Annotated in this window: 21 protein-coding genes; 12 read left to right on the plus strand and 9 right to left on the minus strand. The window is 59.7% G+C overall.

The annotated features are described in order from the left end of the window. Positions 1 to 47 precede the first annotated feature (47 nt). Positions 48 to 533 carry a GNAT family N-acetyltransferase gene (locus tag TRM7615_RS21245; protein ID WP_108791512.1) on the plus strand — a complete coding sequence of 162 codons (486 nt, stop codon included), beginning with the start codon at positions 48 to 50 and terminating at the stop codon, positions 531 to 533. Positions 534 to 704: 171 nt separating this feature from the next. Here TRM7615_RS21245 and preA read toward each other — a convergent pair whose 3' ends face one another. The 4 genes from preA to TRM7615_RS21265 all read right to left on the minus strand — a co-directional run bounded on the left by preA (position 705) and on the right by TRM7615_RS21265 (position 5,021). Further along, positions 705 to 2,009, minus strand: coding sequence for an NAD-dependent dihydropyrimidine dehydrogenase subunit PreA (gene preA, locus TRM7615_RS21250; protein WP_108791734.1), 1,305 nt, complete (start codon positions 2,007 to 2,009; stop codon positions 705 to 707). A 17-nt stretch (positions 2,010 to 2,026) separates the two neighbouring features. Beyond that, the gene (locus TRM7615_RS21255; RefSeq protein WP_108791514.1) at positions 2,027 to 2,863 is read right to left on the minus strand and encodes a class I SAM-dependent methyltransferase; all 837 of its coding nucleotides are present in this window, start codon (positions 2,861 to 2,863) and stop codon (positions 2,027 to 2,029) included. Positions 2,864 to 2,896: 33 nt separating this feature from the next. Then, positions 2,897 to 4,231 carry an NAD(P)-dependent oxidoreductase gene (locus TRM7615_RS21260; protein WP_108791516.1) on the minus strand — a complete coding sequence of 445 codons (1,335 nt, stop codon included), beginning with the start codon at positions 4,229 to 4,231 and terminating at the stop codon, positions 2,897 to 2,899. Positions 4,232 to 4,388: 157 nt separating this feature from the next. Continuing rightward, positions 4,389 to 5,021 (minus strand): cupin domain-containing protein, encoded by a 633-nt coding sequence (locus TRM7615_RS21265; RefSeq protein WP_108791518.1) that lies wholly within the window; start codon positions 5,019 to 5,021, stop codon positions 4,389 to 4,391. A gap of 440 nt (positions 5,022 to 5,461) precedes the next feature. Here TRM7615_RS21265 and TRM7615_RS21270 point away from each other — a divergent pair, with 440 nt between their 5' ends. The 4 genes from TRM7615_RS21270 to TRM7615_RS21285 all read left to right on the plus strand — a co-directional run bounded on the left by TRM7615_RS21270 (position 5,462) and on the right by TRM7615_RS21285 (position 8,906). Next, positions 5,462 to 6,004, plus strand: a complete 543-nt coding sequence (locus TRM7615_RS21270) for a 3-hydroxyanthranilate 3,4-dioxygenase (protein WP_108791520.1) — start codon at positions 5,462 to 5,464, stop codon at positions 6,002 to 6,004. A 51-nt stretch (positions 6,005 to 6,055) separates the two neighbouring features. After that, positions 6,056 to 7,039: a TRAP transporter substrate-binding protein gene (locus TRM7615_RS21275; protein ID WP_108791522.1), complete on the plus strand. Its 984-nt coding sequence runs from the start codon at positions 6,056 to 6,058 to the stop codon at positions 7,037 to 7,039. 67 nt (positions 7,040 to 7,106) lie between these two features. Beyond that, complete coding sequence (locus TRM7615_RS21280; RefSeq protein ID WP_085796045.1) at positions 7,107 to 7,646, plus strand: TRAP transporter small permease; 540 nt, start codon at positions 7,107 to 7,109, stop codon at positions 7,644 to 7,646. Beyond that, positions 7,647 to 8,906 (plus strand): TRAP transporter large permease, encoded by a 1,260-nt coding sequence (locus TRM7615_RS21285; RefSeq protein ID WP_108791524.1) that lies wholly within the window; start codon positions 7,647 to 7,649, stop codon positions 8,904 to 8,906. It begins immediately after the preceding gene. A 13-nt stretch (positions 8,907 to 8,919) separates the two neighbouring features. Here the strand turns inward: TRM7615_RS21285 and TRM7615_RS21290 are convergent, their stop codons facing one another. Further along, positions 8,920 to 9,702 carry a hypothetical protein gene (locus TRM7615_RS21290; RefSeq protein ID WP_125133721.1) on the minus strand — a complete coding sequence of 261 codons (783 nt, stop codon included), beginning with the start codon at positions 9,700 to 9,702 and terminating at the stop codon, positions 8,920 to 8,922. An 88-nt stretch (positions 9,703 to 9,790) separates the two neighbouring features. After that, positions 9,791 to 10,294, minus strand: a complete 504-nt coding sequence (locus TRM7615_RS21295) for a hypothetical protein (protein ID WP_108791528.1) — start codon at positions 10,292 to 10,294, stop codon at positions 9,791 to 9,793. Between the two features lie 137 nt (positions 10,295 to 10,431). Here TRM7615_RS21295 and TRM7615_RS21300 point away from each other — a divergent pair, with 137 nt between their 5' ends. From TRM7615_RS21300 to TRM7615_RS21310, 3 genes are all read left to right on the plus strand, one after another. Further along, positions 10,432 to 11,436 (plus strand): GT-B fold glycosyltransferase domain-containing protein, encoded by a 1,005-nt coding sequence (locus TRM7615_RS21300; RefSeq protein ID WP_108791530.1) that lies wholly within the window; start codon positions 10,432 to 10,434, stop codon positions 11,434 to 11,436. A gap of 57 nt (positions 11,437 to 11,493) precedes the next feature. Then, positions 11,494 to 12,345: an ABC transporter six-transmembrane domain-containing protein gene (locus tag TRM7615_RS21305; RefSeq protein WP_108791532.1), complete on the plus strand. Its 852-nt coding sequence runs from the start codon at positions 11,494 to 11,496 to the stop codon at positions 12,343 to 12,345. 68 nt (positions 12,346 to 12,413) lie between these two features. After that, positions 12,414 to 13,706, plus strand: coding sequence for an O-acetylhomoserine aminocarboxypropyltransferase/cysteine synthase family protein (locus tag TRM7615_RS21310; protein ID WP_108791534.1), 1,293 nt, complete (start codon positions 12,414 to 12,416; stop codon positions 13,704 to 13,706). Between the two features lie 69 nt (positions 13,707 to 13,775). On the opposite strand, the gene TRM7615_RS21315 is transcribed toward TRM7615_RS21310, so the two are convergent. After that, positions 13,776 to 14,270, minus strand: a complete 495-nt coding sequence (locus TRM7615_RS21315; protein ID WP_108791536.1) for a DUF2938 family protein — start codon at positions 14,268 to 14,270, stop codon at positions 13,776 to 13,778. A 64-nt stretch (positions 14,271 to 14,334) separates the two neighbouring features. Between TRM7615_RS21315 and TRM7615_RS21320 the strand changes: the two genes are divergently transcribed. After that, positions 14,335 to 14,742, plus strand: a complete 408-nt coding sequence (locus TRM7615_RS21320) for a helix-turn-helix domain-containing protein (RefSeq protein ID WP_108791538.1) — start codon at positions 14,335 to 14,337, stop codon at positions 14,740 to 14,742. A gap of 123 nt (positions 14,743 to 14,865) precedes the next feature. On the opposite strand, the gene TRM7615_RS21325 is transcribed toward TRM7615_RS21320, so the two are convergent. After that, positions 14,866 to 15,573: an SIMPL domain-containing protein gene (locus tag TRM7615_RS21325; protein WP_125133722.1), complete on the minus strand. Its 708-nt coding sequence runs from the start codon at positions 15,571 to 15,573 to the stop codon at positions 14,866 to 14,868. Between the two features lie 328 nt (positions 15,574 to 15,901). On the opposite strand from TRM7615_RS21325, the gene TRM7615_RS21330 reads away from it, so the two are divergent. Further along, positions 15,902 to 18,289: a hypothetical protein gene (locus TRM7615_RS21330; protein WP_108791542.1), complete on the plus strand. Its 2,388-nt coding sequence runs from the start codon at positions 15,902 to 15,904 to the stop codon at positions 18,287 to 18,289. Between the two features lie 319 nt (positions 18,290 to 18,608). On the opposite strand, the gene hppD is transcribed toward TRM7615_RS21330, so the two are convergent. After that, positions 18,609 to 19,706: a 4-hydroxyphenylpyruvate dioxygenase gene (gene hppD / locus TRM7615_RS21335; RefSeq protein WP_108791544.1), complete on the minus strand. Its 1,098-nt coding sequence runs from the start codon at positions 19,704 to 19,706 to the stop codon at positions 18,609 to 18,611. 142 nt (positions 19,707 to 19,848) lie between these two features. Between hppD and TRM7615_RS21340 the strand changes: the two genes are divergently transcribed. Further along, complete coding sequence (locus tag TRM7615_RS21340) at positions 19,849 to 20,304, plus strand: Lrp/AsnC family transcriptional regulator (protein ID WP_108791736.1); 456 nt, start codon at positions 19,849 to 19,851, stop codon at positions 20,302 to 20,304. 62 nt (positions 20,305 to 20,366) lie between these two features. After that, complete coding sequence (locus TRM7615_RS21345; RefSeq protein ID WP_108791546.1) at positions 20,367 to 22,247, plus strand: monovalent cation:proton antiporter-2 (CPA2) family protein; 1,881 nt, start codon at positions 20,367 to 20,369, stop codon at positions 22,245 to 22,247. Positions 22,248 to 22,249: the final 2 nt, after the last annotated feature.

Consider the following 22,249-nt stretch of genomic DNA (forward strand, 5'->3'; position numbering starts at 1 on the left):
CCAGGGGCGGCTATGCAACTTGACCCAACGTGTTTAGTGTCATTTGCATGAGCAAGTTCCGAAATGCCCGACGATCTGATGCACTGCGATGCTTTGAGATCGAAACTGCTGCCTATGAAGGCGACGAAGCAGCAACCCTCAAAAAGATATCCAACAGGATCGAGGTCTATCCAGATGGTTTTCTCATTCTTGAGGAGCTAGGCAAGATCGTTGGCTTTATCAATTGCGGATGTGCCCATGAAGTCGAAATGTCTGATGAGGAGTTTAAGGAACTTGTGGGGCATGACCCCGACGCACCAAATGTCGTCATTATGTCTGTCGTCGTTGATCCAGTGCATCAGGGAACAGGCCTATCGCGGGTATTGATGACTGAATTCGTCGCCCGCATGAGAAATATGGGCAAATCCGCGATCTACCTTATGTGCAAAGAGCATCACGTCCCACTTTATCAGAGATTTGGTTACAACTATCTTCATCCATCAACCTCTGATCATGGAGGAATGACTTGGCATGAAATGTCCATGCAACTTTGAACCGATTGTTGGTTGAGCCATAGTGAGCTGACATTGCGGCAGCCGCAGCGAAGGGCAGTTTCGTCCAGTTAGCAGAGCAATACGCTTAGAGGGCACAACCTAAAGCAAAGGGCGGCGCTCTTTCGCACCGCCCTTTCTTTTTGTTCAAAATACGGTCGCCGAAGGCGCCCCTCACTCCGCCGCTTGCGCCGATGGGTTGTTGGGGTGCGTGGTCCAGTTGGCGTATTCCGCGCTCACCGTTTCGCCGGTGCGTTCGTCAAGCTCGCCGGGCTGCAGTTCGACCATCGAGATGCAGTTTTCAACCGGGCAGACGTTGACGCACAGGTTGCAGGCCACGCATTCGTCGTCCTTAACAGTGAATGTACGGTCTTCGCTCATCGCGATGGCCTGGTGCGACGTGTCTTCGCACGCGGCATAACAGCGACCGCACTTGATGCAGGCGTCCTGGTCGATCTTGGCTTTTGAGACCGAGTTCAGGTTCAGATACTGCCAGTCAGTGACATTCGGAACCGCCATACCGATGAAATCCTCGGTCGAGGTGTAGCCCTTTTCGTCCATCCACTGCGACAGACCCGAGATCATCTCTTCGACGATCTTGAAGCCATAGGTCATCGCCGCCGTGCAGACCTGTACGTTGCCAGCCCCAAGCGCCATGAATTCTGCCGCGTCGCGCCAGGTGGTGATGCCACCAATGGCCGAGATCGGCAGGCCGTGCGTCTGCGGGCAGCGGGCAATCTCAGCCACCATGTTCATTGCAATCGGCTTGACCGCCGGGCCGCAATAACCGCCGTGCGTGCCCTTGTCCCCAATGATCGGCTCGGGCGCCATCTGGTCCAGATCGACCGACACGATCGAGTTGATGGTGTTGATCAGGCTCACCGCATCCGCGCCGCCCGCCTTGGCCGCGCGTGCCGGGAAACGCACGTCGGTGATGTTGGGCGTCAGCTTGACGATCACCGGCTTGTCGTAGTTTTCCTTGCACCAGCGGGTGACCATTTCGATGTATTCCGGCACCTGACCCACGGCCGAGCCCATACCACGTTCGGCCATCCCATGCGGGCAGCCGAAGTTGAGCTCGATGCCATCGGCTCCGGTTTCGGCCACCCGCGGGAGGATCGCTTTCCACGCCGCTTCTTCACACGGCACCATCAATGAGACGATGATGGCGCGGTCAGGGTAGTCCTTCTTGACCCTCGTGATCTCTTCGAGGTTGGTTTCCAATGGGCGATCGGTGATCAGCTCGATATTGTTGAGCCCCAGCAGGCGCCGGTCCGCACCCCAGATCGCGCCGTAGCGCGGGCCGTTCACGTTCACCACTGGCGGCCCTTCGGCCCCCAGCGTTTTCCAGACCACACCGCCCCAGCCGGCCTCGAACGCGCGGCGAACGTTGTATTCCTTGTCCGTGGGCGGCGCTGAGGCCAGCCAGAAGGGATTGGGACTTTCGATACCCAGGAAATTTGTTTTCAGATCAGCCATTTGCATCTCCCTGCGCGCTAGTCGCGCTTTTTGAATATCATTTCGACGGGGGCGATGTCGCCCGCGCCGACTGCGTTTGTCATGTTGGCCACCATGTCACCGGCGTTGGCACCCATCAGCATGGGCAGGCCCAGAACCGGCGGGCCGGATGCCGCGATCTTCTCGCGAAGTGCAGCAAAGAACTCTTTGGCAACCTCTCCCCGGTCCCGGCGTGCCTCGAGTTCGAAACCGGCCTTGTCTGCCGCTTCGAGATAAACATCCGGAGACGCCAAGAACGAGGCCGTCGGATCACTGGCCCACGGCAAGGGAAATGCCGGCGCGGCCCCAAAGCGCATCACGTCATAGACCGCAAAACGTCCCTTGGGCTTCAACACCCGCCACACTTCGTCAAAAAGGCGGTCCTTGTCGGGCAGGTTCATCCCCACGTGCAGCAAGGTCGCGACGTCAAAACTGCTGTCATCAAAGGGAATATCCAGTGCACTGCCGACCTTGAACTGGGTGGGCAGGCTGAGAAGCCCGGTCAATTGCTTGGCCGTTTCCACGAAATCAGGGGTCAAATCCAACCCAGTGACATCCGCGCCATACCGCACTGTCATCAGGCGGGCCGGTCCGCCGATACCCGCGCCAACATCCAGAACTTTGACCCCGTCTTTCAACCCAAGTTGATCGAGCAAGGAAATCGTCGCCCCCTCGCCGCCGATGTGAAACTCGTCAATCGACTTGAGGTGCTGTTCCGAAATCTCGCCAATCTTGACGCCATTGGCCTCAAGCGTGTCGACGATCTTGCGAAACAGCTCTGCACCGCCGTAGTGCGAAACAATTTTTTCGTCCGGCTTCCTAGTTCGATCCGTCATCGGGTATCTCCTCAAAGTGGCTGCCCGAGTACCTTACCCCTTCATCGCCTCGTGAATGTCCATCGCCGCATCACGACCTTCCGCCACGGCTGTCACAGTCAGGTCGTCCCCGCCAGCGGCGCAGTCGCCACCAGCCCAGACACCATTGACCGAGGTTCGGCCCGCGCCTGTCACGGCGATCTTGCGACCGTCCAGAGCCAGTTCGCTCGGCGCGCCCTCAAGCGTCTGGCCAATGGCCTTGAACACCTGATCTGCGGCCAAGCGGGTGGTTTCACCGGTGCCGGTCAACTCACCGCCTGCGGACGAAGTATACTCCAATTCGATCTCGGTCGCAGCCCCGTTGCCATGCACGGCCACTGGCTGGACGTTGAACATAAGCTTGACCCCCTTCGAGGCGGCCAGATCCTGTTCGAACCGGCTGGCGCCCATCGCCTCGCGGCCCCGGCGATAGGCGATGGTGACATTTTCAGCCCCCAACAGCTTTGATTGCACAGCCGCGTCCACGGCCGTCATGCCGCCGCCGATAACGACCACGTTGCGCCCCACTGGCAGAGCGGACAGATCGGCGGCTTGGCGAAGATCCGCGATGAAATCCACCGCGTCGCGTACGCCGTCCTTGTCTTCGCCCTCGGCGCGCAGCGCATTCACGCCGCCCAGACCGATGGAAAGGAACACCGCATCATATGCATCGCGCAAACCGTCCAGAGTTACGCCCCGCCCCAGGGCCGAGCCGTTCTCGATGGTAATGCCGCCGATTTTCAGCAGCCAGTCGACCTCGGCCTCGGCGTAGTTTTCGGTGCTCTTGTAGGCGGCGATGCCGAATTCGTTCAGGCCGCCGGCCTTCTCGCGTGCCTCGTGGATCACCACGTCATGGCCCAGCATGGCCAGACGGTGCGCGCAGGCCAGGCCCGCAGGCCCTGCCCCCACAACCGCCACGGTCTTGCCAGTGGATGCCGCGCGTTCGAACGGATGCACACCCGCCGCCATCACGGTGTCGGTGGCGTAACGCTGCAGTCGGCCAATTTCGACCGGCTTGCCCTCGGCAGTTTCACGCACGCAGGCTTCTTCACACAGTGTCTCGGTCGGACAAACCCGTGCACACATGCCGCCCAGAATGTTCTGGTCCAGAATGGTCTTTGCCGCCGCCTGCGCGTGTCCGGTCTGGATCTGGCGGATGAACAGCGGAATGTCGATGTCCGTGGGACAGGCCGTCACGCACGGCGCGTCATAACAGAAATAGCAACGATCTGCGGCAACCGCGGCCTCGTGCGGCGCATAGGCCGGGTGGAGGTCGTCAAAGTTGGCGGCAATGTCTTCGCTGGATAGCCGCCCGGAAACGATACCGGGTGCTGTCTGGCCCTGTGCCATCACTCTCTCCCTGAGATATGTTGTTCTTGCCTCCAGACTGCCACATCTGAATTTTTTATCAATTGGTAAAATTTATCAAAGGGTCAAAAAATTGAAAAAACCGGACCAAAGGCCCGGTTTTGCTGAAAATTTCATCAGGTTTGAGAGGCCTGAGAGGTCAGATCATCTGGCTCAGGTGGCCGGATTTCACCCAAACCTCGGCGCCATCCGGGCCCGCGACCGCCTGAAACGACCCGTTTGGCGGCACGCGCAGCCAGTCCCATTTGCCAAAGGTTTCACCGCCTTCCGCGTAGCTGCCGGACAGCACAAAGACCTCCAATCCGCCATCAGCATCCACCTGAACCGCCTCACCGGCAGCCCACCGTTCTACACGTACATCTTCAACCGCGTCGCGGTGTAGATCGACCCGCCCCTCTCCGGCAATGGGCTGGCGCACTTCGGTCCGGTCATCGGAATCGAACTGGTGCAGCTTGACCAGGATCGTCGCCCCTGGTTCTGTCGCCGGCGTATGGGACGAGGTCGGCGGGTTGCGCACATACATGCCGGTAGGAAAATCGCCCAACTCATCCTGGAACACCCCATCCAGCACCAGATACTCCTCGCCGCCGTCATGCGTATGGGCGGCAAAGGCGCTGCCCGGTGCAAAGCGAACAATGGTGGTGGCGCGGGCGACTTCTTCTCCGATCCGGTCGAGCATCTTACGCTCGACCCCTGCAGCGGGGGATTGCACCCACTCGGTTTCATCAAAGTGAACGGCGACGCGTTTGGTGAAATCGGCATTGATCCGCATGGGGCTCTCCTTGGGCGATATCCGGTGAGTGATGTGGGCCTTTAGGGCCGCCCAGACAAACCTGTATCACCGTGTCGTGAAGGTGCAGCCTTTGGATCAGCAAGGCAACAGGCCTCTTTTCGGGATCGACTTCCGTAGATTAAAGTCGTTTAATTTCAATTGACTAACCGACATATCGAAAGTCCCTAACAAGCAACTACAAGCGAAATCTCAGAAAATTTCTTGACTCAGGCATATATTTTAAACCTAAACTTTCAAGCATGAAGGACTTAACGCCACCACTCACCCACACCGTCCAATTATCGGATTGAGTTATGCCAAGGGAAACAGGTATCCATGTTTTTGATATCAACATTCGGACAATTCCCTTGTCGCAACGCCCTTGGTTGCCCGACCCTGCTGGCATGGCCAGCCCGGCAAAATTGGGAGGATACTGAACCATGGCACGCCTGAGCGCCTTTAATTTCCAGAAATGGATCGACGAGCATAAACATCTGCTGAAACCGCCCGTGGGCAATCAACAGGTCTGGGAGGACGCGGACCTGATGGTGACCGTTGTAGGCGGTCCAAACCAGCGCACCGACTATCACGACGACCCGGTCGAAGAGTTCTTTTACCAACTCAAGGGCGACATGGTGCTCAAACTCTATGAGGGGGGCGAGTTCTATGATGTCCCGATCCGCGAAGGCGAGATTTTCCTGTTGCCTGCCCATGTCCGCCACTCACCTCAGCGGCCGCAAGAGGGCTCGATCGGTTTGGTGATCGAGCCCAAACGCCCCGAGGGCGAGCATGACGCCATCGAGTGGTACTGCTTCAACTGTGGTGATCTGGTGCACCGGTCCGAGCTGATCCTGGAAAGCATCGTCCGTGACCTGCCGCCCGTCTATCAGGCGTTCTATGCCGATGAAAATGCACGCACCTGCAAAAGCTGCGGCACGGTTCATCCCGGCAAAGAGCCACCCGAGGGTTGGGTCACGCTGTGATCCGCGCTTAAACTCGCAAAAAACAATGATTCTATCAGGGAGAGAGAGAATATGACCATCAGCCTAAAGGGCCTGACCAAGGGCGTCGCAGCCGCAGCGCTCGTACTGGCCGCGCTGCCCGCCACCGCCAAGGAATTCAAGCTGGGCCTGATCACGCCCCCGCCGCACGTCTGGACCAAGGCGGCCGAGGCCTTTGGCGCTGAACTGGCTGAAAAGTCAGGCGGCGAACACAGCGTCACCGTCTTCCCTGCCCGTCAGCTGGGCAACGAGGCGCAGATGCTGCAGCAGCTGCAGACCGGCGCGCTGGACATGGCGTTCATGACTGTGGCCGAAGTGTCGAACCGGGTGCCGAACATGGGCGCATTCTATGCCCCCTATCTGGCCAATGACATGACCCACGCCGCCGCAATCCTGCGCTCGGACACCGCCAAGGGCATGCTCGAGGTGCTGCCACAAGAGGCGGGTGTTGTGGGCGTGGGCTATGGCAGCGCGGGCATGCGCCAAATCCTCAGCCGGGGCGAAGTGAATTCGGCCGCTGATCTTTCTGGTGTCAAACTGCGGATCACGCCGTTCGATCCGATCCTGGATTTCTACAACCTGCTGGGCTCGGCCCCCACGCCGATGCCGCTGCCTGCGGTTTACGACGCGCTGGCCAACGGTCAGGTGGACGCCATCGACATGGACGTCGAGCTGATCAACGTGCTGAAATATTATGAGCACGCCGACACGCTGCTGATCTCGAACCACATGATGTTCCCGATGGTCGGCCTGATCTCGGCGCGCGTCTATGCTGGCATGAGCGACGAAGACAAGGCGATGGTATCCGAGCTGATGGCCAAGCACGTGGACACCACGCTGGATGCTTACATCGAAAAATCACCCGCCTGGACCGACAAGCTGAACACCGTGGGCATCACCGTGCACACCGTGGATGCGGAATACTTTGGTGACGTGATGGGCAAATGGGAAGAGATCTGGGCCGCCAAGGCACCGTCCCTGCCCGATCTGCGCAAGACCGCAGACGCGACCAAGTAAGTTCTGACAAACACGCGCGGGCCGGTCATGCACCGGCCCGTTCGCACTCAATACCAAAGGCAGGCACATGCTCTATCGGGCTTCCCACTTCTGGGCACGGGTCGAGATATTCTTTGCGGCAGCTTTGGCCGCATCCGTCACCGGGCTTATCCTTCTCAACGTCATTACCCGCGCTTCCGGCAACGCGATCTACTGGGTCGATGAGGCCGCGATTTACGCCATGGTCTGGATGACCTTTCTGGCGGCCTCTGCTGCGATCCATTTCCGCTCGGCCATCTCGGTCACGATCCTGAACGAAATGCTGCCTGCCTCGGGCCGACATTGGATCAACCGCTTTGTCGATCTGACCATCTTTGTCTTTGCCTGCCTGATGGTCTGGATCTGCCTGCGCTGGTTCATGCCCCTGCAACTGATGGAGGCCGGTTGGGACGTCAAAGCGTTCCAGGGTCAGACGTTTAATTTCATCTATGCAGAACCCACCAACACTATCGGGCTCAAGAAGGTCTGGATCTGGCTGGTGATGCCGCTCTTTACCCTCGGCGCGCTGCTGCATTCGGGCGCCAACTTGGCTCACCCTGGTAAGACATCGCAAGTGGAGGCCGTGTAAATGACCCCTCTCCTCTTCCTTGTTTTGCTGTTTGGCTCGGTTCCCATCGCGCTGGTGCTGGCACTGACGGCGCTTTGGTACATCTACGACAGCGGCAATCTGGTGCTGTATGACAGCTATGCGCAGCAAATCTTTTCGGGTGTCGAGAACTATGGGCTGCTGGCGATTCCGCTGTTCATTCTGACCGGCGAGCTGATGAACGAAGGCGGCATGACCCAACGCCTGGTTCACGCCGCGCGCGTCTTTGTGGGCGGGTTCCGGGGCGGGCTGGCCTATATCAACCTGCTGGCCAACATGTTCATGGCTGCCATCATCGGCTCAGCCGCCAGCCAGATCGCGGTGATGAGCCGCGCGATGGTGCCTGCCATGACGAAAGAGGGTTATGACCCCGGCTTTTCAGCCGCCACCACAGCCGCTGGCGGTCTGCTGGCGCCGGTGATCCCCCCGTCGATGCTGTTTGTGATTTATGGCGTGCTGGCGCAATTGCCGATTGGCGATCTGTTCATCGCGGGCATCATTCCGGGGCTGATCCTGGCGGGCACATTCTTTGTCGTGGTGGCCCTGATTGGGCTGGCCAAGGATTTCCCCAAGGGCGAATGGATGACCCTGCCCGAGGCTGCCCGTGCGCTGCGCAACGCCCTGCCCGCCTTTCTGATCCCAATTGCCATCGTTGGCGGTATCTTGTTTGGCATCGCCACGCCCACGGAATCTGCCGCTGTCGCCTCGCTCATCGCCTTTGCGGTGGGGTGGCTGTTCTACCGCGAGATCACGCCGCGTGATCTGGGCCAGTTGTTTGTACGCACCGCCACCAACTCCTCGCTCGTGATCTTCATGATCGCAGCCGCCAACGTGTTTGGCTGGGTCGTGGTCTATGAAGAACTGCCCCAGAAACTCGCAGCCTTCATCTCGACCGTGACATCGGACCCGTTCACGTTTCTGCTGATCGTGAACCTGTGTCTGCTGTTTGTGGGCATGCTGATCGACGGCATCGCGGCGTTGATCCTGATCACGCCGATCCTGTTGCCGATCGCGATGAACACCTACAACATCGACCCGTTTCAGTTCGGGGTGGTGATCAGCCTGAACCTGGTGCTGGGGCTTCTGACACCGCCAGTTGGCGTGGGCCTTTACATCGCGTCGGCCATGTCAGGCGTGCGCCCGTTCACCATCTTTGCCGCGCTCTGGCCATTCCTGCTGGCGGTCACCGTGGTTCTGATCCTGCTGAGCTATTTCCCAATCCTCAGCACCGCATTGATCTGAGCATGGGTGGGGGTCAGAAGTTGAAGACGACCCCCATCAGTGGCCCCTGCTGTTTCATGTCGTAGACGAAACTGCCGTTGCGTCGGTCGACGGCCATGTATCGGTACCCCAGCACCCCCGAGGTTGTTGGGGTAAACTGATACCCAAACCCACCAAACACATCGACCATACTTTCAGAACCGGCCCCAAATCCGCCCGCATAAGCCCACCCGGACACATAAGTTCGTTCACCCAGGGCCTTGCGACCATAGAACCCAATGACAGGATCGACCCAATCATCCGATCCGTTGGCGGTGCGCCCCGGCAAGGCACCGGGTGTGAATGTCAAATCCGTGGTCACGGACCAATGACGCAGGCCCCCTGACACCCAAAGCTCATGATCCTGACTTTGGCTGACTTGGTAATCGGCAAAGAGGGAAACAATCGTGTTCTTGATCTTTGCCTGTGCCTGCCCGTAGTTCGGCCCGATTGGGCCGCTCGCCGCGTTCAGCTTGATGTACTGCAAGTCTCCGGAAATACCCCACCGCCCATTCCGGGCCCGAACCGCAATCATCCCGGCAAAATCCAGATTGTCCAGGATATCGCTGAAACTGGCGTCCACATCTACAGGAGGGAGCCCCGGTACGGTCGCCGCAGTTCCTGAAAGTGCCGACCCCCATAAGTACGGCGCGACTCGCCATTCCCAATTGTCCTGCGCCTGCGCCGCCATCGGCATGCAAAACAGCAGTCCAGCCAGCACTCTTCGTACATGCCGTTTACGCACATCTTTGGGGGCGATCGTGTAAGGCTCTGACATCGGCAATCCTTTCGATTGGCAGTGTGGATTGGGGTCTTGGTCTTTTTGTCTTCCTTTGGTCTTCGTCTTCAGTGTCCCGCGAGAGTGTTCACGGAATCTTAACCGCCTGCCGCTCAAAGCTAGCGCTTTCGGTCGTCAGGTCATCATAGGTCAGTTCAACGTCGATTGCTTGCACCGAACCCAGCCCGTAGTTGCGATAGGGCAATCCGTCCTGTTCCTTGATTGCGTTTGGTGCGGGCTCATCCTCGTGACACGTGGGCAGTGGCCAGACCTCGGGCGCGGCCCCATTGATGCCGATCCGCAGTTCCACCAGCCCGCAGCGCCACGACCACAGATGCGTCACATAAAGCAAATCCTGCCCATTGAATTCGCGCACCCCGATCCAGTTTCCGCGGGTGGCCGCCAGAATCGGCTTGATCTCGACAGCGGTGGTGAATTTGCCGGTGGGCACCTGCGGCTCGGCCACAAGGTTGCTTTCGGGTGCCAGAAAGGCGGGCGGTGCATCCGTGGATTGACTGACGGCAGCCGAAGCCCCGCCACTCTGGCTGGATTGCGCCGCCGCGGCGGCAAGGAACAACAGAATTTCAATCATTTTGACCACCTGTTACCAAGGCAAACCAGAAGATTATGAGAGACGGAATTCCGGCCTTTTGTGATCGACCAACGCGCCCTATACTGTCCGCAAAAGCAAGTGCCACATTCAATATCCAATCGCGGCTCATAGGTAGTATGGCAAAAAAACAGGCGTCGCGCCAAGTATTTAACATCGTGATCGTCGGGCAGAACAACAGGCTTCAGTTCGAGGCGCTGCTGTTTGCGGCCTCATTGCGGTATTCGTCGCCCGGGTTTCAGGGGCGCCTGTTCGTTGCGACCCCGCAGCCGGGCAAATTGTGGCCGGGCGATCCCAGCGTTCGCAACCCCGATGTCCTCAGGGCGCTGCACGAATTGGACGCCGAGGTGGTGCCGTTTTCGAGCAAGGTCTTTGGGGCGAACTATCCGCACGGGAACAAGATCGAAGCGCTCAGTGTCCTGCCCAAGGGCGAGCCGTTTGTCTTCTTTGACACCGACACGCTGATCACCGGCGACATCAGCACCGTGCCGTTCAATTTCGACCGCCCGTCGGCCTCGATGCGGCGCGAAGGGACGTGGCCAGAGCCGACGCTTTATGGCCCCGGCTACACCGACATCTGGAAATCGCTCTACGACCGGTTCGGACTGAATTTCGAAAGCTCGTTGGACAAGAGCCAGCCGGACGAATACTGGGAGAAATACCTCTACTTCAATGCAGGCTATTTCTATTATTCCTGCCCGCACAAGTTCGGTCAGCGGTTCCTGGAATACGCCACCGACATCTACCGCAATCCCCCACCCGAACTGATCTGTCAAAGCCTGGATCCGTGGTTGGACCAAGTTGCCCTGCCGTTGGTGATCCACTCGTTCCGCGGCGGGCGTCGAACCCTGCCCCCCGGGATGTTGGACGGTACAGTCAGCTGTCACTACCGAAATTTCCCGCTGCTTTATGCGCGCGAAAGCGACTATGTGATCGACGTTCTGGAAAACGTGGCCGCGCCCAACAAGATCAAGAAAGTGCTCAAGAACTATGAGCCCATGAAAAAAATGATCTACCAGAGCAAGGGACAGAAGGTTCGGGCGCTCTTTGATCAGGACAACCTGCCCCGCAAGGAACAGCCAATCCGCAACCGGATCAAATCAAACGGCTGGTGGATGCGCTAAAGCTTGCACCCGGATGCGACTGTCCTTATGTGGCACGCAATCCGGAGGTAAACTGTCATGATTGGTAGCCAAGAGCTTTCGCTCGCCACCCTTCTGCGTGTCTTTCGATGGAAGATCGGGCTGACCTGGGCCTTGGTGGTGCTCGAAGCAGGGCTGATGACGCTGATCCCGCTGTTCATCGGATTTGCAATCGACGGGTTGATGCAGCGCGACTTTTCCTCTCTCTACCTGTTGTGTGGGATCCTGATGGCACTGTTATTGGCCGCCACCGGGCGCCGGGTCTATGACACCCGCGCCTACGGCACAATCCGCGTGGCGCTTGGGGCCGAGCTGGCCGATCGCAATGCCGCGCTGCCAATTTCCTCGCTGAGCGCCCGCGTACACATGGCGCGCGAGCTGGTGGATTTCCTGGAACAGGAATTGCCCGACATCATGATGGCGGTGCTGCAACTGGTGATCGCTGTCATTGTCCTGTGGGTGTTCGATTGGGTTCTGGTGGCCACCGCTCTTGGGGCTGGGGCGCTGATGCTGTTGATCTATGGCCTGTTTCACAAACGGTTCTATCGCTTGAATCGGGCGCTGAACACGCAGTCCGAGAAAGAGGTCAAACTGCTGGAACGCCGCGACCGCGGGGCGTTTCGCTCCCATCTGATGGCGCTGCGAAAATTCACCGTGAACCTGTCGGACACCGAGGCGCTGGTTTACGGCGTGATCTTCTTTGTTCTGCTGGCCGTGATCATCTTCAACTTGGGGTACGCGGCGTTGGTTATGGCAGCCTCTGCCGGAACAATGTTCTCGATCGTCACCTACAGTTGGGACTTCGTCAACGGCGCGGTCAGCGTGCCCATGGCGCTGCAAAGCTGGTCCCGGCTGAGCGAGATCATCGCGCGGATCAACCGCGCCGCGTGAACGGTTGTGCAATGGGCAACTGTCCTCTAACTCTGGTGCCAAGAATTTGACCTGAGGAGACTTTGACCATGACCGACGGCCCGACCTACGGCTTTGATACGCTGCAGATTCACGCAGGTGCCCGGCCCGATCCGGCAACTGGTGCCCGCCAGACGCCGATCTATCAGACCACCGCCTATGTGTTCCGCGATGCTGATCACGCCGCCGCGCTCTTCAACTTGCAAGAGGTAGGTTATATCTACTCGCGTCTGACCAACCCGACCGTGGCCGTTCTGCAGGAACGCGTTGCCACGCTCGAGGGCGGTGTCGGCGCGGTCTGCTGCTCGTCTGGTCACGCGGCGCAGATCATGGCGCTGTTCCCGCTGATGGAACCGGGCCGCAATGTCGTCGCCTCTACCCGCCTCTATGGCGGCACTGTCACCCAGTTCAGCCAAACCATCAAACGCTTTGGCTGGTCGGCCAAATTCGTGGACTTCGATGATCCCAAGGCCGTGGCCGATGCCATCGACGAAGACACCCGCGCCGTCTTTGGCGAATCCATCGCCAACCCGGGCGGCTATGTCACCGACATCCGCGCAATTGCCGATGTGGCTGACGCCGCTGGCGTTCCGCTGATCATCGACAACACGTCTGCCACGCCGTACCTGTGCCGCCCGATCGAGCACGGCGCGACGCTGGTGGTGCATTCGACCACCAAATACCTGACCGGCAACGGCACCGTGACCGGTGGCTGCGTTGTAGACAGCGGCACGTTCGATTGGTCGGCGAGTGACAAATTCCCATCGCTCAGCGCACCGGAACCTGCCTATCACGGTCTGCGGTTCCACGAGACATTCGGCGGTCTGGCCTATACCTTCCACGGCATTGCCATCGGCCTTCGTGATCTGGGCATGACAATGAACCCGCAAGCCGCGCATTATACGCTGATGGGGATCGAGACCCTGTCGCTGCGTATGCAGCGCCATGTCGAGAACGCAGAAAAGGTCGCGGCCTGGCTCGAGAAGGACGATCGCGTCGACTATGTCACCTATGCGGGGCTGCCCTCGTCGCCCTACCACGACCGCGCCAAGAAGCATTACCCGCACGGCGCGGGTGGTCTGTTCACCTTTGCGGTCAAGGGCGGCTATGACGCCTGTGTCAAGCTGGTGAACTCGCTGGAAATCTTCAGCCATGTGGCCAACCTGGGCGATGCGCGTTCACTGATCATCCACTCGGCCTCGACCACGCACCGTCAGCTGACACCCGAACAGCAAGAGGCTGCAGGAGCAGGCCCTGGTGTTGTCCGCGTGTCCATCGGCATCGAAGACGCCGACGACCTGATCGCGGATCTGGACAAGGCACTGGCCGCGGCCTGCGGCTAGGTTCAGTCCTTACCGGCCCCAACAAACGAAGCCCTCGCCAGGCATTGGCGGGGGCTTTTGTTGTTCCGGTCAATCAACCAACCCACTCAGCAGCAGTGCGCTAAGCCAGAGCCCCAGGCCAAACACCCCATGCGTGATCAATCCACGCAGGCGCATCCTCCAAGGCTCTGGTGTTTTTGAAACGGCAATGCCCCAGCCAAAGAACGGCTGAAAGACCAGCCAAGGCACCAGAATCGTCAAAACGCCAAAACTCAGCCCCTGCCAAACCTGCGGCATGCGCAGTGCCCCAGGACCGAAGAGCGCGGCAAACCCCATGCCAAACACCACCCCCAATCCGATATGTGCGGCCCATCCCAGCGCTGCTTCAGCCTGAACCGGTTGTGTGGCGCGGATGTCACCGTGAAACAGGCCCTGCCGATGTACCGATCCGAGCCATCGCCCAACCAGGCAATAAAACCCATGTGTCGCTGCAAAACCCTGGCGCAGAAGACCGACGCAATCGGTCACCAAGGTTGCCCCAAGGCCAAGGACACTACCCCAGGCCATCAATTCCAAAAAATCCATGCGCTTTCCTTATATCAAATGGTCGCGCAAGATGTGTGCAACTTGAAGTGAGGTTTAAGTCAACATGTTCCGACTGGATATTTCCGAAGTTGCACGGCACAGCGGCTTCCCCCCCTCGACCCTGCGCTTTTATGAAAAGCGGGGCCTGATCACGTCGGACGGGCGGCGTGGGCTGCGGCGGCAATACGACGATGGAGTTCTGATCAGGCTTGCCCTGATCGCGCTTGGTCAAAGGGCGGGGTTTTCCTTGGATGACATCGCCGCATTGCTGCGGCCTCAAGGCGGAAAACTTGATCTCAGCCGTGCCGATTTGAGGAACCAGGCCAACACCTTGCGAACCCAGGCGCAGGAATTGCAGGCCACGGCCGATCTGCTAGATCACATCGCCGCCTGTTCTGCGCCCTCTCATCTGGAATGCCCCAGGTTCCTGGCACTCATGAAAGACCCGCGGATCACACGTAAAGCGGTCTGACTGTCTCATTCGACGGCCCATGAACCGGGGCGGTGTTGCAAAACCAGCCCCGCCAAACGCATTCAGCCCGCCAGATGCTGGCGGGCTGAACTATGGCTCAAGACACGAACGGCCTGCCAAAGCTCACTGACCGATGGCAAAGACCATCGAAACCGTGGATTGATAGCTCACCTCGCCCGCCTCTATCGGCACGTCGGCGGATTCCATCGCCGCAAAGCGCGCGTTTGCGGCACGAGCATAGGGTTGTGCGCTGTTTTCCGAAATGCTCAGAACGTCACCCAGTTGGACGCCTGCTGCTGCCGCCAGCTGTGCGGCGCGATCCATGGCGTCCTTGACCGCCTCGGCACGGGCCTGTTCGACCAGCGGCTTGGGGTCTTGCACCGAAAAGCGCAGGCCCTGGAATTCATTGGCACCGTCACCCACGACCTCCCCCAGGATCACGCCTAGCTTATCCATGTCCTTGACCCGCACGGCCAGGATGTTCGAAGCCGAAAATCCGGTGATGTGGTTTCGGTTCTGGCCGGTAGATTTGTCGATCATCTGCGTCCAGATCGGGTTCAGTGACAGTTGCTGGGTTTGGATGTCCCGGGCCTCGACGCCTTGCTCCTTGAGCCTGGCGATCACCTCGGCCAGCGTGGTCGAGGTCAGGTCCATCGCCTCGGCCGCCGTGGCGGCGGCGTTGGTCACACCAAGGTTGATCAACGCCTGATCGGGTACCGCCTGGACCTGCGCCTGTCCTGATACCTGGATGGTGCGCGGTTGCTCTTCGGCGCGCGCCAGCGTGGCAGCAGTGATCATGAGGGCGGTCACGAGGAAAACGAGTGTCTTCAATGTATCTCTCCTGTCGAGTTTTGTCGCGGTTCGGGAAATCGCTGAGCCAAACAGGATCGCAAATGCCCCGAATACGCAGTGGGCGACCAGGGTATTGGCGATTCAAATTTGTTCCGAAACGCTTTGGACTTAGATCGGGTGCGACCCCTTGCCCAACAAGGGGGAAGATTTGTGTTTTTCTTTCCCTCGGCGGATGTCTGCTTTAAGGTCATCGCGCAGGCCTACACGTGTGGGGATTTCAGTCGTACAGTCTGGCGCGCAGAGCCAGAGTTCTGACGCCCGCGTGTGAATTGGGCCCGAAAATGAATTGGGATGGTACGGCCGCAAAATGAAACCCGCATTTGCGCTTTCTTTGTCGTTCGAGGGGATCTCTCTGCTGCACCGCGCAGCCGGGGGGTGGCGTCTGGTTGGAGACGTCGACATCAACAATGACACGTTCATGCAGGACCTGTCCGCATTGCGGGACAAGGCCTTGTTGCTGTCGCCTGATGGGATCAGCAGCAAGCTGATCCTGCCCAATGATCAGATCCGTTATCTGAGCGTCAACACCGGCTCGTTCGAGGGGGAAACGCGCACCTCGATCATCGAAAGCGCGGTGAATGAGGCGACCCCATACACCCTGGACGAGTTGATCTATGACACCTCGCCGGACGGGCATTTGACGCATATCGCCGTCGTCGCGCGCGAAACCCTGCAAGAGGCCGAGGATTTTGCCGCCAGCAATGGGTTTGCTCCGGTCAGCTTTGTCGCGGTGCCGGGTGAGAATGATTTCCTGGGCGAGCCCTATTTTGGCCCCACGCAAGCCGCATCCGGTCTGACCGGCGCAGATGCGATTGAACCTGACGGGATCGCCGTGGTTGTCATCGGTCCCGCCGAACTGCCCGTGGTCGAAGCGCCCCCGGAGCCCGAGGTGCAAGAGCCCACGCCAGAGGTCGAGGACGCCCCGACCGAACCGCCCGAAGCCCTCAGGGCGCCGGACCAAACGCAACCGGTTCCGGATCCCCAGCCCGTCGTTGGCTTCGCGAGCCGTCGTGGCAAACCCCCGGCCCCGGTCGCAAAGCCCGAGCCCGAACCGACGCCAGAGCCGCCAGAGGAACCGGCGCCCGATGTCGTAGCCTTTGCCAGCAAACGGACCACACCGCCTCCGGTGGCGATTCCTGAGGCGGCCCCTGCACCACCCGTTGCACCGCCACCGCCAGCACCCGAGCCAGTTTCACACGAGCCGATGGCCATCGCCGTGGCCGAGGTCGAGCCCGCAGCAGGTTTTGCCGCGCCCCGTCTGCCGGGCCAAGAGGCCGAGACCGAAAAGGACCGCATGACCATCTTTGGCGCGCGGGACGGCAATATTGGTGGCAAACCCAAATACCTTGGCCTGATGCTGACGGTTGCTCTGGTCCTGTTGCTGGCCGCCGTTGCGACCTGGGCTGGTCTCTTCTCCGGCATTGGACTGTTTGACGACCGATCGGAGCCGCGTGAGCTGACCCCTGCGACGGTGCCGGCGCCGCTTGACCCGGTGCAGCCACAATCACCAAGCCCCGCCCCGGCCCTGCCTGATCCGTCGGTCGCAACTCCGCCGCCAACAGCGCAGCTGACTGAGGACGCCCCGTCCGAGGAAGAGCTCGCCTCGCTGCCGCAAACCCAGGATTTGACCGAGACGGACAGCGCCGTTCTGGACGCTCTGCAAGTAGAACCGGAAACGGTTGAAACGGTCACACCCGAGGAAGCGGCCGACGCGGCGCCTGAAGAAGCCGTGGCCGGCGATGATCCGCTAGAGGGCACAAACCCCGAAACCCGCTATGCCGCCACCGGTATCTGGGACCGGGCCCCGGAAGAGCTCTTTACCCCGTCGATCATTGATCTGAACGACCTTTACGTTGCTTCGATTGATCGGACGGATCTGTCTCAGGACGCAGTCGCCCTGCCCACGCCGATTTCATATCAAACCGATCTGGATGTCGATTTGCCCGCCTCGCCGACCGCGGCCGGGACGGCCTTTGTTCTAAACGATCAGGGGCTTGTGACACCGACGCCCGAGGGCACGCTGAATCCCGATGGCATCCTCATATATCTGGGTCGACCTGCGCGTGTGCCACCTGCAGTCCCGGTCCGCTTTGAGGCCGCTCCCGAAACGGATGAGGCGTTGGAGCGTCTGGCCGGTCTGCGGCCCAGATTGCGTCCCGGAAATCTGATTGAACAGGCGGAACGTGATCAACTGGGGGGGCGCAGCCTGGAAGAGTTGGCAGGTCTTCGTCCCAAACTCCGCCCGTTCACCGAAAAACAGAAAGCCGAAGAGGATCAGACCCCCACGGCCCATGCCATTGTGCGCGGACCGCGCCCGAAGCTGCGGCCTCAGGATCTGGCCGCCAAAGCAACGCGCCGCACAGCGAGCTTGGGGTCGACGGCAGGGTTGGGGCGCGAATCTGACGACGTCGGGACCATCGCACCACGAACCGTCAAACCTGCGGCCCCTTCGCCAGCTTCGGTGGCGCGTCAGGCAACGCTAGACAATGCGATCAACCTGCGTCGTGTGAATCTGATCGGTGTCTATGGAACACCCGCCAACCGCCGTGCCCTGGTCCGCCTGCCCAGTGGGCGCTACAAAAAGGTCAAAGTGGGGGACCGCGTCGACGGTGGCCGTGTTGTGGCCATTGGAGACAGCGAGCTACGCTACCAGAAAGGTGGCCGCAACATGACACTCAAGATCCCCAGCGGCTGACGTTGCCTCCGATCTACCCTGTACAGCTTTGTCAATCGAGGGGGGCTCCCGCGCCCGAGCGATCCTGACTGCGTCAGCACCGCCAACGGCCTTGGGCCGAGCGCCGCGCTGCGCGCGGCGCGGTCGCGAACAAACGCCATCTGCCGAGCGCAGCGAGGCCCGGCCCAACGGGAGGCGGTGTCCCGCAAGGGACATCAACGACGGGCGGGAGCGCCCCCGGGCCATGTGCCTTACCTGCGCGTAAAAAAACCGCCACCTGCTGCGAGACAGGTGGCGGCCAGTCTGGAAAGGCCGGATCACCCGGCCACATCCGATCCGATTATTCTGCGGCAGAGATTTCGCCGCTTTCGATCTGCTCGCGCTCGATCGACTCGAACAGGGCCTTGAAGTTGCCCTCGCCGAAACCGTCATCCCCTTTGCGCTGGATGAACTCAAAGAAGATCGGGCCAATCACGGTTTTCGAGAAGATCTGCAGCAGGATCTTGGTCTCGCCCCCATCCAGGACACCTTCGCCGTCGATCAGGATGCCGTGCTTCATCATCCGATCCTTGGGTTCGTCATGACCTGAAACGCGATCATAGGACATGTCATAATAGGCCTCGTTTGGCCCTGGCATGAACTTGAGCCCCTTGGCGGCGATGGCGTCGGTGCTGGCATAGATGTCGTCCGAACCAACGGCGATATGCTGGATGCCTTCGCCCTTGTATTTCTTCAGATAGGCCACGATTTGCCCGGTCTCTCCGCGATCTTCGTTGATGGGAATGCGGATGCGGCCACAGGGCGAGGTCAACGCGCGGCTGAACAGGCCGGTGAACTTGCCCTGGATGTCAAAGAAGCGGATTTCCTCGAAGTTGAACAGATCGCAATAGAACTTGAACCACTTGTCCATGTTGCCCTTGAACACGTTGTGGGTCAGGTGATCGAGGTAAAAGAACCCGTCGCCGCGCGGCTTGGATTGGGTCAGCCATTCGAATTCCTCGTTATAGGGCGACGTGTCGTAGTACTGATCGACGAAGTAGATCAGCGAACCGCCGATGCCCTTGATTGCAGGCACATCCATGGTCTTGTCGGCCGCATCATAGGGTTCAGCACCCTTCGCCACCGCGTGTTCGTAGGCCTTTTGCGCATCTACCACGCGCCAACCCATGGCCGCAGCACAGGGGCCGTGCTCTTCAACAAAGCGCGCGGCAAAGCTGTTTGGCTCGGCGTTCAGGATGTAGGTCACATCGCCTTGCTGCCACAACTCGACATTCTTGGTCTTGTGGCGGCCAGTCATAGCATAGCCCATGCGGGCAAAGAGATCGCGCAGTTCTTGCGGCTCGGGATGGGCAAATTCGACAAATTCGAAACCGTCGGTACCGGCGGGGTTTTCTTCGCTGATGACAGACTTGGGGGCATTGTGCGGGAACGGACCCATCGCGCATCTCCTGGCTAAATATGACGTGTTGATGCAAAAATAACCCATGCACGATACGGCGTTTGCGCGTATTCTCTCTGTAACCTTAAAAAACATGCGCGTTCCCCGCATGTTTCCCGCGCAACACAAGGAAACCCCGCACGTGCTGGACGACACAGACAACCGACTGCTGGCCGCCCTCCAGAAGGATGCACATCTGACCGCACAGCAATTGGGCGAGATGTTGAACCTGTCGCCCAGCCAGGCGGGACGCCGCCGACAACGGCTCGAGGCCGAGGGATTCATCACCAACTATGCCGCCAAGCTGGACCCAGCCCGCCTGGGCCTGCACGTCCAGGGGTTTGTTCAGGTTCACCTTGGCACACATGGCCCAGATCAGTCGCAAGCTTTTGCCCGAATGGTGGACACCCGCCCCGAGATCACCAGCGCCTGGACCATGACCGGCGATGCCGATTACCTGTTGCACGTCTATTGTGCAGATTTGCCTGCGCTCAACAGCTTGATTCATCAGGTGATATTGCCGCATCCTGCAGTGGCACGGGTACAAAGCCAGATTGTCATGGATCAGTTGAAACGAGACGCCCCGCTGCCCACTTGACCTGGACCCCGACATAACCGGCCCCAAAGACCGGATAGAACCCAACATAGGATCATCCCCGCATGGAAAATTTCCTGTACCAAGCCTCAATCTACCTCGCTGCGGCGGTGATTGCGGTGCCCTTATCGGCCCGGCTCGGGTTGGGGTCGGTCTTGGGGTATCTGGCGGCTGGGATCATCATCGGCCCGGTGCTGGGTCTGGTGGGTGCCGAGACCGAAAACCTGCAGCATGTGGCCGAATTTGGCGTTGTCATGATGCTGTTCCTGATCGGGTTGGAGCTGGAGCCTCGCGCGCTTTGGGACATGCGCGACAAACTGCTTGGCTTGGGCGGAATGCAGGTGGGCGTGTCAACGCTTGCGTTGATGGTGGCGGCGATGCTGGCGGGCCACCCCTGGTCGGTGTCGTTGGCCGTTGGCCTGACGCTTTCGCTATCCTCAACCGCAATCGTGTTGCAAACGCTGTCCGAAAAGGGGTTGATACAGACCAACGGCGGCCGGGCCACATTTTCGGTCCTGTTAACGCAAGACATTGCAGTGATCCCGATTCTGGCGTTTCTGCCATTGTTGGCGATGCAGACCGGCGCGCACATAGAATCCGATGGTTCGATCGACCGGGGCACCGGGCACGGAGCAGACGCCGCGCATCATTCGCTTTCACTGGTCGAAGGGCTGCCGGGTTGGGCAGTAACACTTGTCACCATTGGTGCGGTTGCCTTTGTCATCTTGGCCGGCATCTATCTGACCCGCCCATTGTTCCGCTTCATCCACGCCACCCGCCTGCGCGAGATGTACACTGCGCTGGCCTTGATGATCGTTGTCGGCATCTCGTTCCTAATGACCCTGGTGGGTCTGTCGCCCGCTCTGGGTGCCTTTTTGGCCGGCGTGGTACTGGCCAGCTCGGAATTCCGGCACGAGCTGGAAAGCGATCTTGAGCCCTTCAAGGGGCTGCTTTTGGGGCTGTTCTTCATCACCGTTGGCGCCGGCATTAACTTTGGCTTTTTCTTCCAGGAACCGCTGGACCTGATCGGTCTGGCGCTTTTGGTAATAGTGGCCAAGGGGGCGATCCTCTACGTGATTGGGCGCGCCTTCAAGCTCAACCGGCGCGACCATTGGCTGTTCACGCTTGGGCTGGCGCAGGCTGGTGAGTTCGGTTTTGTGCTGCTGGCCTTTTCAGTCCAGCAGAACGTGATCCCGACGGATCTATCACAGAAACTTCTGCTGATCATCGCACTGACCATGCTGATCACACCGCTGCTCTTCATTCTGTATGACATTCTGAGCCGCAACATGAAGGACAGCGCGCCGGAGCAGGTCGCGGATGAGATCGACGAAAAGGGCCCGGTCATCATTGCGGGCATCGGCCGCTTTGGTCAGATCGTCAACCGGCTGGTCCGCGCCACCGGGTTCAAAACCATTGTTCTGGATCATGACATCGACACGATCCAGCTGATGCGCCGGTTCGGGGTCAAGGGTTTCTTGGGCGATCCGACCCGCCCCGAGCTGCTCAAGGCCGCAGGAGTGGACAAGGCGCAGGTGCTGGTGGCCGCCATGGATCAGCGGGACGAGGTGACCAAACTGGTGGCCTATGCGCGCCGCATCCGGCCCGACCTGCACATCATCGCGCGTGCCGCAGATCGCAATCATGTCTATGAACTGTATCAGGCGGGTGCCAGTGACATCGTGCGCGAGACTTTTGACAGTTCACTGCGGGCAGGTCGCTATGTGTTGGAGAATATCGGCCTGAGCGAGTATGAGGCCGCAGCCGCGGAAAAGACCTTCTACCACCATGACCGCGACACCGTGCGGGAGCTGGCCGAGCTGTGGATACCAGGCACGCCAACGGCGGAAAACAAGGCCTATATCGAGCGCGCACAGGAGTTGGAGAAAGATCTGGAAACGGCGCTCCTCGAACTGGCCGAGGAGCACGCAAAGAAGTCCGCCTGACC

The organism is Falsiruegeria mediterranea M17 (genome assembly GCF_900302455.1).
Classification (GTDB): Bacteria; Pseudomonadota; Alphaproteobacteria; order Rhodobacterales; family Rhodobacteraceae; genus Falsiruegeria; species Falsiruegeria mediterranea.

Excerpts from the sequence above, each read along its gene's own strand:
- preA (WP_108791734.1), bottom strand. The coding sequence starts at position 2,009 with ATGGCTGATCTGAAAACAAATTTCCTGGGTATCGAAAGTCCCAATCCC.
- TRM7615_RS21260 (WP_108791516.1), bottom strand. The coding sequence starts at position 4,231 with ATGGCACAGGGCCAGACAGCACCCGGTATCGTTTCCGGGCGGCTATCC.
- TRM7615_RS21280 (WP_085796045.1), top strand. The coding sequence starts at position 7,107 with ATGCTCTATCGGGCTTCCCACTTCTGGGCACGGGTCGAGATATTCTTT.
- TRM7615_RS21285 (WP_108791524.1), top strand. The coding sequence starts at position 7,647 with ATGACCCCTCTCCTCTTCCTTGTTTTGCTGTTTGGCTCGGTTCCCATC.
- TRM7615_RS21255 (WP_108791514.1), bottom strand. The coding sequence starts at position 2,863 with ATGACGGATCGAACTAGGAAGCCGGACGAAAAAATTGTTTCGCACTAC.
- TRM7615_RS21320 (WP_108791538.1), top strand. The coding sequence starts at position 14,335 with ATGTTCCGACTGGATATTTCCGAAGTTGCACGGCACAGCGGCTTCCCC.
- TRM7615_RS21305 (WP_108791532.1), top strand. The coding sequence starts at position 11,494 with ATGATTGGTAGCCAAGAGCTTTCGCTCGCCACCCTTCTGCGTGTCTTT.
- TRM7615_RS21270 (WP_108791520.1), top strand. The coding sequence starts at position 5,462 with ATGGCACGCCTGAGCGCCTTTAATTTCCAGAAATGGATCGACGAGCAT.
- TRM7615_RS21315 (WP_108791536.1), bottom strand. The coding sequence starts at position 14,270 with ATGGATTTTTTGGAATTGATGGCCTGGGGTAGTGTCCTTGGCCTTGGG.
- hppD (WP_108791544.1), bottom strand. The coding sequence starts at position 19,706 with ATGGGTCCGTTCCCGCACAATGCCCCCAAGTCTGTCATCAGCGAAGAA.
- TRM7615_RS21295 (WP_108791528.1), bottom strand. The coding sequence starts at position 10,294 with ATGATTGAAATTCTGTTGTTCCTTGCCGCCGCGGCGGCGCAATCCAGC.
- TRM7615_RS21300 (WP_108791530.1), top strand. The coding sequence starts at position 10,432 with ATGGCAAAAAAACAGGCGTCGCGCCAAGTATTTAACATCGTGATCGTC.
- TRM7615_RS21345 (WP_108791546.1), top strand. The coding sequence starts at position 20,367 with ATGGAAAATTTCCTGTACCAAGCCTCAATCTACCTCGCTGCGGCGGTG.
- TRM7615_RS21265 (WP_108791518.1), bottom strand. The coding sequence starts at position 5,021 with ATGCGGATCAATGCCGATTTCACCAAACGCGTCGCCGTTCACTTTGAT.
- TRM7615_RS21245 (WP_108791512.1), top strand. The coding sequence starts at position 48 with ATGAGCAAGTTCCGAAATGCCCGACGATCTGATGCACTGCGATGCTTT.
- TRM7615_RS21310 (WP_108791534.1), top strand. The coding sequence starts at position 12,414 with ATGACCGACGGCCCGACCTACGGCTTTGATACGCTGCAGATTCACGCA.
- TRM7615_RS21275 (WP_108791522.1), top strand. The coding sequence starts at position 6,056 with ATGACCATCAGCCTAAAGGGCCTGACCAAGGGCGTCGCAGCCGCAGCG.
- TRM7615_RS21290 (WP_125133721.1), bottom strand. The coding sequence starts at position 9,702 with ATGTCAGAGCCTTACACGATCGCCCCCAAAGATGTGCGTAAACGGCAT.
- TRM7615_RS21330 (WP_108791542.1), top strand. The coding sequence starts at position 15,902 with ATGAAACCCGCATTTGCGCTTTCTTTGTCGTTCGAGGGGATCTCTCTG.